5 protein-coding genes are annotated in these 8,445 nt (G+C 48.2%); 4 read left to right on the top strand and 1 reads right to left on the bottom strand.

Annotated elements, in window-relative coordinates:
- Positions 1 to 1,116, top strand: a 1,116-nt coding sequence (locus MED92_RS08235; RefSeq protein WP_007021070.1) for an acetate--CoA ligase, incomplete at its 5' end; no start/stop codon positions are given.
- 150 nt (positions 1,117 to 1,266) lie between these two features.
- The gene (locus tag MED92_RS08230) at positions 1,267 to 1,932 is read left to right on the top strand and encodes a response regulator transcription factor (protein ID WP_007021069.1); all 666 of its coding nucleotides are present in this window, start codon (positions 1,267 to 1,269) and stop codon (positions 1,930 to 1,932) included.
- Positions 1,933 to 1,995: 63 nt separating this feature from the next.
- Here the strand turns inward: MED92_RS08230 and MED92_RS08225 are convergent, their stop codons facing one another.
- On the bottom strand, positions 1,996 to 5,940 hold the full coding sequence (locus tag MED92_RS08225) for a hybrid sensor histidine kinase/response regulator (RefSeq protein ID WP_007021068.1): 3,945 nt from the start codon (positions 5,938 to 5,940) through the stop codon (positions 1,996 to 1,998).
- Positions 5,941 to 6,262: 322 nt separating this feature from the next.
- Here MED92_RS08225 and MED92_RS08220 point away from each other — a divergent pair, with 322 nt between their 5' ends.
- Complete coding sequence (locus tag MED92_RS08220; RefSeq protein ID WP_007021067.1) at positions 6,263 to 6,523, top strand: DUF4212 domain-containing protein; 261 nt, start codon at positions 6,263 to 6,265, stop codon at positions 6,521 to 6,523.
- 34 nt (positions 6,524 to 6,557) lie between these two features.
- Positions 6,558 to 8,372, top strand: coding sequence for a sodium:solute symporter family protein (locus tag MED92_RS08215; protein WP_007021066.1), 1,815 nt, complete (start codon positions 6,558 to 6,560; stop codon positions 8,370 to 8,372).
- Positions 8,373 to 8,445 lie beyond the last annotated feature (73 nt).

The raw sequence follows: 8,445 nt of genomic DNA, 5'->3' as shown, positions 1-8,445 counted from the left end.
GGTTACATGGTATATGCATCCATGACTCACGAGTATGCGTTTGACTACAAAGAAGGCGACATCTACTGGTGTACTGCTGACGTAGGTTGGGTGACTGGTCACAGTTATATTGTTTACGGACCACTAGCAAACGGAGCAACTTCACTGATGTTTGAAGGTGTTCCAAGCTACCCAGATAACAGCCGTTTTGGTCGTGTTATCGAGAAGCATAAAGTTAACCAGTTCTATACTGCTCCAACTGCAATCCGTGCACTGATGCAGCAGGGTGAAGATGTACTGGGTGATTCTGACCTGTCATCTTTGCGCATTCTGGGTTCTGTAGGTGAGCCAATCAACCCAGAGGCTTGGGAATGGTACCACCGTATTATCGGTCAGGGTCGTTGCCCGATCGTTGATACATGGTGGCAGACTGAGACAGGCGGCATGATGATTCTGCCTCTGCCGGGTGCAACTGATGCGAAACCAGGTTCTGCTTCACGCCCATTCTTTGGTGTTCAGCCTGCGCTGCTTGACGCGGAAGGTAATGAGCTGGAAGGTGCGGTTGATGGTAACCTGGTAATTAAAGATTCCTGGCCTTCACAGGCTCGTTCTATCTGGGGTGATCACGATCGTTTCATCCAGACTTACTTCTCTACCTACAAAGGTGTTTACACTACGGGTGATGGCTGTCGTCGTGACGCAGATGGTTACTACTGGATTACAGGTCGTGTTGATGATGTTATCAACGTATCTGGTCACCGTATGGGTACAGCTGAAGTTGAGTCTGCACTGGTTGCACACGAAGCTGTTGCTGAAGCGGCTGTAGTAGGTTATCCGCATGAAGTTAAAGGCCAGGGTATCTACGTTTACGTTACCCTTCAGGCTGGCTTCGAGCAGTCGGATGAGCTGTTGAAAGAACTGCGTCTGCATGTTCGTTCAGAGATTGGTCCAATCGCATCTCCTGACCTTATTCAGTTTGCACCGGGCATGCCTAAAACACGTTCTGGTAAGATCATGCGTCGTATCCTGCGTAAGATCGCGGAAGATGATTTCGGTTCTCTGGGTGATACTTCTACCCTGGCAGATCCATCAGTGGTTGATGATCTGATTGAGAACAGAATGAACCGCCAAGGCTAAAATTTATTGTAAATTTGGCTGAAAAGCTCCCGTATGTCGCGTAAATAGCGAGACGTACGGGAGTTTTTTGTTTTATAGTGGTAAGCTCACCACAGGATACCCGTCAAAAGGTCGCGTTCGTGTTTAGATTCTGAAGGGGGAATTGAACGCATGCAGTTAGCTCAAAAAATTATCATCGCAGATGACCACCCGTTATTCCGCGCTGCTCTAAAGCAAGCCGTTACTCAAGCAATTCCAGGTGTTGAAACGATTGAAGCCGATTCATTGCCTGCCGTTCAGGAAGCGGTTGATCAGCACTCAGATGCGGACCTTGTTCTGCTCGATATTCATATGCCAGGTACAAATGGTTTCTCTGGTCTGGTTTTTTTACGCGGCCAGAATCCAAGTATTCCTGTCGTTGTTGTATCCGGTAGCGAAGAGCCTAACGTGATGAAGCGTGCGCTCGATTACGGCGCGTCTGGCTTTATTCCTAAGTCTGCACCTCTGGAAACCATTGGCGAGGCAATCGTAGCTGTACTCGAAGGAGAAGAGTGGTTACCGCAGGAGGTTGCTGACAACTTGGGAGAAGTGAGCGAGGACGATCAGAAATTTGCGGCTGCGCTAGCTGCGCTGACCCCTCAGCAGTTCCGAGTGTTGACGATGTTGACCGAAGGCTTGCTCAATAAGCAGATTGCTTATGAGCTCAATGTGTCTGAAGCAACGATCAAAGCCCACGTAACTGCAATTCTACGCAAATTGGGCGTTCATAGTCGTACGCAGGCTGTTATTGCTGCTCAGCGTTTGGGTGTCGAGCCACCTAAGACAGATCTTGAATAAGATATGCTATGAATAAAAAAAAGCGCCTACAGGCGCTTTTTTTGTGACTTTCAAAAGGTAAGGCTACTCATCTGCTTCATTGGCACGGGCAGTGGCAATGGTTTTGTTAATCATTGCGCGAAGTGCGGCAGGGCGTATAGGTTTGGTGAGCAGTTGAGCGCCAAAGTCGCTGATCTCTGCTTTTACCTCATCTGTTCTGTCGGCGGTAATGACGATGGCCGGAACGTCTTTCTCCAGCAAAGGTTGAATATCCTTAAGGGCCATGATGCCTGTGAGGGTTTCAGATAGATGGTAGTCGGCTAAGATGATCTCAGGCTGAAAAGCCTCACTTTCGATGGTTTCACAAGCTTCTTGCGCGGATAGTGCGGTGCGTACATCGCAACCCCAGCCATTAAGCAGTGCAGACATGCCCTCAAGGATTTTAGGTTCATTATCGATTACGAAGGCGCGTATGCCATTAAGGCCTTTACTGCGGATCCAGCCGCGCTTCTCAGGTCTTGGTTTAACTGCCTTAGTCTCATCCCCTAGCGGTATGTCTACACTGAATACAGTGCCTTTTGTGGGCCAGGAACGGACGTTTAGCTTATGGTTTAGCATGCGAGCTATACGTTCGGTAATAGCCAAGCCTAAGCCCAGCCCTTGTACTTGAGAGTGTTTAGGGTTGTCGATACGGCGAAACTCTTCAAACACTTCGCTTATCTTATCTTCGGCAATACCTACCCCGGTATCCCAGACTTCAATCCGTAGCATGTTTTTTCGACGTCTGCAGCCCAGAAGGATTTTGCCTTCCTGGGTATAGCGGATCGCATTGGAAAGGAAATTCTGAATAATTCGGCGTAATAGTTGTTGGTCGGAACGTACTACCTTTTTGCATTGTACAAACTGGAATTGCAGATTCTTCTTCTCTGCTACAGCAGTAAATTCGGTGCTGAGTGCGGTAAACATGTCATCCAGAGCGAAATCAGTGATGGATGGTTCAAGAGCGCCTGCATCCAGTTTGGATATGTCGAGAATCGCAGTGATTAGCTCCTCAGCTGCTGTTAGAGAGCCGTTGAGGTTATCAACAAGCTGACGTGTCTCTTCGCTATGGCTTTGTTGCGCCAGGGCTGAGGTAAATAATCGGGCGGCATTTAAGGGCTGTAATAGGTCATGGCTCGCTGATGCCAGGAATCGGGTTTTACCCAGGTTGGCGTCTTCGGCATCAGATTTTGCCTGACGCAGTTCATCTTCCATGAGCGAGCGAATGGTGTTTTCTTTTCGTAGCTCTTTGTTCACCACTGAGAGTGCGTGGGTACGTTCTCTCACCCTTTGTTCAAGGTTTTCATTGGTCTCTTTAAGCGCTTTTTCTGCTTTTCTTCGTTCAGTAATATCCTGGTAGAGCGTGAAATAACCCAGGACATCGCCGTATTCGCCTATATGTGGAATGTATTTTACTTCAGCGAATCGATCGGCTCCGTCTTTGCTTGGGAGTGTTGTTTCGAAGCGCTGCCTTTTCCCTTCCAGGGCAGCAGTAATGTAAGGACTGCGGAGCTCATATTCCTCTTCGGTCATGATTTTATGGCAGGCCTGACCAGAGATAGAAGTTCGATCCAGGTCGAAAGTTTCCGCGTAGGCCTTGTTGATAAAGAGGTAGCGCCTTTCTGGGTCAAGGTAAGCAATCAGTACGGGGACATTATCAGTATAGATACGGATATTTTGCTCGCTCTCACGTAAGGCATCTTCGACATGTTTGTGATTCGTGATATCCATGTAGGTGTTGACGTAACCACCGTTTGGCATTGGATTGCCGCGCACTTCGAGAACGGTACCGTCTGGGCGGAAGCGCTCGTAGCTGTGCCTTTTGGCTGATTTAAGCACACGCAGGCGCTTTTTGACCTGCTCATCATTATTACCCGGGCCGTATTCTCCCTTCATGGCGTTGAAGCGGAAAACCTCTTCTATTGGTCGGCCTACACATATCAGCCCTTCTGGATAATCAAACATCTCTACATAGACACGGTTCCAGGCAACCAGACGCATCTGTTGGTCAACTACGCTTATCCCCAGGCTGATGTTCTCGATCGTTGACTGAAGCAGTGACCGGTTAAAACGAAGGGCTTGTGAGGCCTCGTCAACAATAGTTACGACATCACCAATGTGCATGTCCTTGCCGCGAAGTGTCGATGCGAGGACGATACGTGCGGAAGATGCGCCAATAACACCCGCGAGTAGACGCTCAGTGAACTGGATAAGCTCAGGGGTTGCTTTGTCACCGGATAGAGGAGGTTCATCACCTCTTTGAAGAGCAAATCCGGTAAAGGCGTGCTGGGTACGGCTAATCCCAAGGAAGCGCTCAGTCAGCATTTGTAGATCGCCAACAGTAACCAGGCCAAACTGCCTTGCGGTTTCGGTCAGGTCTTTATTGTAAACATCGACAAATGCGCTGGCCTGAATGCGGTCAACTAATCTCAGGTTGGTATACCGAGAGACAAGGATGTAGAGGATGGTATTGGTGAGTAAGCTCCAGATAACGCCGTGGGTTAAAACATCCAGGCCGCCTAGTCCAAATAGTTGTGTAGGTTTGAGCCAGTCGATGCCAAAGATACCGCTGTTGAGGTATTCGGGGCCCAGTAGGCCGGCTTCACTGAATGAGGGTAGTACCAGAGTATAGAGCCATAGTAGGAAGCCGCCGATTAAGCCTGCTAATACCCCATGTCGAGATCCTGCTTTCCAGTAGATCCCCCCGATGATAGCGGGAAGGAACTGGGCGGCGGCAACAAATGCAAGTAAACCAAATGAAGCCAGCGGAGACTGTTCGCCAAGAATTCGATAGTAGAAGTAGGCGAGAATCATCAAGCACATGATGGTGATTCGACGTACTCTTAATAGCAAAGCCCCGACATCTTTGTTATCGGAGAGCTTAAGCCAGGAAATGCGGAACAGTAACGGCATAATGATGTCGTTACAGACCATGGTTGCAAGTGTAATACTGGCAACAATCACCATGCTTGTTGAAGCAGAAAGTCCACCTATAAATGCGAACGTAGCTAACTCTTTATGGTCTGCGGCCAGTGGCAGCATCAATACATAGGTGTCGGCGTCTACGCCGGTTCCATCAAAATAGAGCAGGCCGGCAGTGGAGATTGGCAGCACAAACAGGGCTAGCAGAATCAGGTAGATCGGAAACAGCCATCGGGCAAGTTTAAGGTGGGCTGGATTGGTGTTTTCAACGATAGTTACGTGGAATTGTCTCGGTAGGCAGATGATTGCCGCGCAGGCGAGGAGTATTTCCGTCAAAAAACTGTCGTTAAGAAATGAACTGTAATTGCTGTTGTGGCTAAGTTGCACGGCAATGTTGTGTGCCAGATCGTCAAAGCCATTAAAAATTTCCAGTGTGACAAAAATACCTACCGCTAGGAATGCGGTGAGTTTTACGATGGATTCGAAGGCGACTGCTAGCACAAGGCCCTCATGGTGCTCTGTCGCATCTATGTGCCGGGTGCCGAACAAGATTGCAAAGATGGCCATCATGATGGCGACAAACAGAGCGGTATCGCTACCTTTACTGATAACGTCTTCAGTCCCTGGGGTTAACGCGTTGTAACTGATGGCGACGGCTTTAAGCTGCATTGCGATATAGGGCATGGTGCCCGTTACTGCAATAACGGTTACCAACACGGCGAGTGCCTGGCTTTTACCATAACGCGAAGAGATAAAGTCAGAGATGGTCGTAATATTCTGTTGTTTACTGATTAGGACCATCTTCTCTATCAGTTGCCACCCGAAGATAAAGACGATGACAGGGCCTAAGTAGGTGGCAAGAAACTCCCAGCCGCTGGTCGTTGCGCGGCCGACCGCACCATAAAAAGTCCAGGAGGAACAGTAAACAGCCAAGGAGAGTGAATAGATGATCGGGCGGCTGGCGGTCTGGCGGTTTTTCTCCGCGGATTTATCGCCAAAGTAGGCAATGGCAAATAACAAGCAAAGGTATGCCAGGGAAATAAGAATGATAGACCAGCCAGAGAGCATTCTTTTGTCCTTGAATAAGATTAATTATGAACAGCTTACTAGTGTACAGAAATTTACAGAATCCCTGATAGTCCTTTCATGCACCTCTTGAATGCAAGAAAAATGAAATAACAGCTAAGACCTTTGTATAGCTTGTTGTAGTTATTAGGTTTTTTTATTTTAGCTGCATCGGCCTAACGACGGTCGATTCGGGAGAATTACGGATAAAGTAGCCTATTGTTGAATCGACTAAAGTTGAGCTTTGTTTGATTTCACGGTTTGTTAGTCTGTATCCGTTTTAATTTCTCACCAATTTCTAAATAACAAAAATAAGGATGGTGTTATGTCAATCAGTAATGAGCAGGCGCAAGCCTACTGGCGCGAAAATTTGCGCATCATTGTGACTCACCTCGTGGTTTGGTTCGTAGTTTCCTACGGCTGCGCGATCCTGTTTGTTGAACAGCTTAATTCGATTCCGTTCTTCGGTTTCCCATTAGGTTTCTGGTTCGGTCAGCAGGGGTCAATCTTCGTATTCGTCATCTTGATCTGGACATACGTGTTCAGCATGAACAAGCTTGACGAGAAGTATGACGTTCACGAATAACAACAATAATAATTTTTATTAGGACGGCATTGCTATGAGTCTCGACGTTTTAACATTTCTCTTTGTAGGTGGCTCCTTCGCCCTATATATCGGTATTGCGATTTGGGCGCGTGCAGGATCTACTAAAGAATTCTACGTTGCGGGCGGTGGTGTACCACCGGTTGCAAACGGTATGGCGACAGCAGCTGACTGGATGTCTGCGGCTTCGTTTATCTCCCTGGCTGGTTTGGTTTCCTTTATCGGCCGTGACGGTTCTGCTTATCTAATGGGCTGGACTGGTGGTTACGTACTGCTAGCGCTTCTGCTGGCACCTTACCTGCGTAAGTTCGGTAAGTTCACAGTGCCTGACTTCATCGGTGACCGTTACTACTCAAATACTGCGCGTACGTTGGCAGTAATTTGTACTATCGTAATCTCTTTCACCTACGTAGCTGGTCAGATGCGTGGTGTTGGTATCGTATTCTCTCGTTACCTGCACGTTGACATCAATACTGGTGTTGTTATCGGTATGGCGATCGTATTCTTCTACGCTGTACTAGGTGGTATGAAGGGTATTACCTATACTCAGGTTGCACAGTACGTTGTACTGATTCTGGCATTCACTGTACCTGCATTCTTCCTGTCTGCTCAGGTTACAGGTCACTTCCTGCCACAGATCGGTCTGGGTGCGACTCTGGATAGCGGTATGTCAGTACTGGCGACGCTTGACCAACTGTCTGTTGACCTTGGTTTCAGTCAGTATACTGATGGTAAGAAATCAACCGTTGACCTGTTCTTCCTGACAGTTGCACTAATGTGCGGTACTGCAGGTCTGCCACACGTAATCGTACGTTTCTTCACAGTACCTCGCGTAAAAGATGCTCGTCTGTCTGCTGGTTGGGCACTGATCTTCATCGCGCTACTGTACACTGCGGTTCCAGGTGTAGCTGGTTTCGGTCGTGTAAACCTGATTGAAACTATCAACGGTAAAGACAACACTGGTACTGCTTACGCAGACATGCCAGATTGGTTCAAAAACTGGGAAAACACTGGTCTGCTAGCATGGCAGGACCGTAACGGCGACGGCAAAGTACAGTACTCTGCTGGTAAAGCTTTCGATGCGGGTAAAGGTAAGCCTAAGTTTGTAGAGGGTGATGAGCGTGGTGAATTCGGTCAGCGTATCACTACAAACGCGATCACTGATCCTTCTTTCGATTCTGCTAAACAGCCGTTTGCGAACGAAGTATACGTAGACCGTGACATTATGGTACTGGCTAACCCAGATATCGCTCAGTTGCCTAACTGGGTAATTGCTCTGGTAGCTGCGGGTGCGGTTGCTGCGGCACTGTCTACAGCAGCAGGTCTGCTACTAGTAATCTCTACTGCGATTTCGCATGACTTGATGAAGAAAACAATCAATCCTGATATCTCTGATAAGCAGGAACTGATGTACGCTCGTCTGGCTGCAATCGTAGCAATCTGTATCGCAGGTTACTTCGGTATTAACCCTCCAGGCTTCGTGGCACAGGTAGTTGCCTTGGCATTCGGTCTGGCGTGTGCGTCCGTATTCCCAGCGATCATCATGGGTATCTTCTGGAAGCGTCACACTTCTCAGGGTGCGATTGCAGGTATGCTAGTAGGTCTTATCACTACTATGTGCTACATGTACTACTTCGCATTCGGTGGCGGTACTCCATCTGAATACATCATGGGTATCTCTCCAGGCGGCTTCGGTACTGTTGGTGCGATCCTTCACGTAATTGTTGGTTTCGTAGTATCCAACATGACTGAAGAACCACCACAGGAAATCCAGGATATCGTAGAAGATCTGCGTATCCCGCGTGGTGCTGGTGCTGCTCACGATCACTAAGATCGACTTGATAAAATAAATAAAGGGCGCCCAGCGGGAGTTGGAGCGCCCTTTTTCTTTTTCCTACAGAGGG

Origin of the sequence: Neptuniibacter caesariensis (assembly GCF_000153345.1) — a bacterium.
Classification (GTDB): domain Bacteria; phylum Pseudomonadota; class Gammaproteobacteria; order Pseudomonadales; family Balneatricaceae; genus Neptuniibacter; species Neptuniibacter caesariensis.
The sequence above is the reverse complement of the archived record's forward strand: the minus strand, read 5'-3'. Positions and strand labels throughout refer to the sequence as shown.